Raw genomic sequence first — 1,459 nt, 5'->3', positions numbered from 1 at the left:
CATGTAGCGACTTCTTCATCCGTTCGATGTCCGCCTTTTTGCGAATAGGTTCGACAGCACTCATGTAACGTTACCTCCGATAATTCCGATTTTGTTACATTCATTGTATACGTAGGAATTACGGAATGCAACCCAGGAATTTAAAATTTTAGTAGCGCTATTTTTACCCTCGGGATTAAATTTTGTTACTCGCATTGTTTTCCTGCCTGGACACGTTGCTTTTCCGCTGACTACCCCCCGCCATTATTTTTCGCTTGCCAATTTTGCATAACGAATTCACAATTTCGCATAAACTATGTATCAATTGCATGTATTGTTACATAATGTCGGTCGTTCAAACGTTGATATAACGGTCTTCGCTCAATGTTCATTGCGTTAATGATTCACGATAAGTTTATGCAGTCGTTTAGAGGTGGTATATCAACTGTTACTTATCGTAAGTGATCCGTTTATTCTGCATAAGATCCTGCATAATCGATATATCCAACCCTGATGTTTCAGAGGCAGGCACACGTCGGCAGCTCACGGCTCGTATATTAACCCCTTATAATCGCTATGTTTCGGAAGATATCGGAATTCTAAGGTTCCTTTTCGGGTGCAAAACCGCCGTTTATGGTTCCTTTTCGGGTGCATTTTAAAAACGCCATTTTAGGCAAAAAACCCTTGTACATCAACGTTTTACTCCGTTTTTCTCCTGTTTTCGTAAAGTCTGGTATATCTTAGTCAGTACTACAACATTGCGCCTTTATTCGCTATCACTCATACGGCGCCACTACTTTTCACTTCGTTTAAATCTTATGCAATAAATAATATGCAATAATAGGGCAGCAGGCGGACGTTAGGACGACTGCAAGGTTTTACTCAAACGAAAAGTAATCGTTAAACATTTCGGTCACATGACGCTTTTTAGCCTGGCGCTTCATTACGCCAACAAAGAACGCAATAGGTTTCCGTAGTGTTTTGCGTTTTCTCTTCAATGCGTAGAATGCGTCGATTGCTAACTCTGTCTTAGTTGCTTCCGTAAAGCTATACGCGTATGTAGTAGCGTAAGCAGCTCGCCAGTATTCCTCGATAGTCTTTAAGTCACTATGATGTGCAGAAACTAAATCGTAAAATGATTGCGGAATCCACGCCGGCTTGACTGTACGGTTATTTATATTATTAATAGATTTAGAGCTTATAGAATCAGTTTCTTTTGGGGTGACATCGGGTGTGTCACTTGTTACTTCAACCGGTAGAATATAAATCAAATTAGAGGTCTGCCTGCGGTCACCTGTTTGTCGCATGCGCTTAACCTGGCGGATGATTCCAAGCGATTCCAGGCGATTACATATACGAATAATAGTGCGACGTGACTTGCCGATCAATTCAGCGATAGTGGACTTCGCAAGGAAAGACTTGCCGATAGTCTTGCATGAGTATTGCGATAGTATATCGAGCACTGTTCGTTCCGTTGTGC

General features: G+C 41.5%; 1 protein-coding gene. It reads right to left on the bottom strand.

What is annotated here, in order from left to right; all coding sequences use genetic code 11:
- Positions 1 to 857: 857 nt before the first annotated feature.
- A partial coding sequence (locus tag ACF1AK_RS36315; RefSeq protein WP_391503080.1) for a helix-turn-helix domain-containing protein occupies positions 858 to 1,459 on the bottom strand: 602 nt, incomplete at its 5' end.

The organism is Kitasatospora sp. NPDC015120 (assembly GCF_043080305.1).
Taxonomy (GTDB): Bacteria; Actinomycetota; Actinomycetes; order Streptomycetales; family Streptomycetaceae; genus Kitasatospora.
The sequence above is the reverse complement of the archived record's forward strand: the minus strand, read 5'-3'. Positions and strand labels throughout refer to the sequence as shown.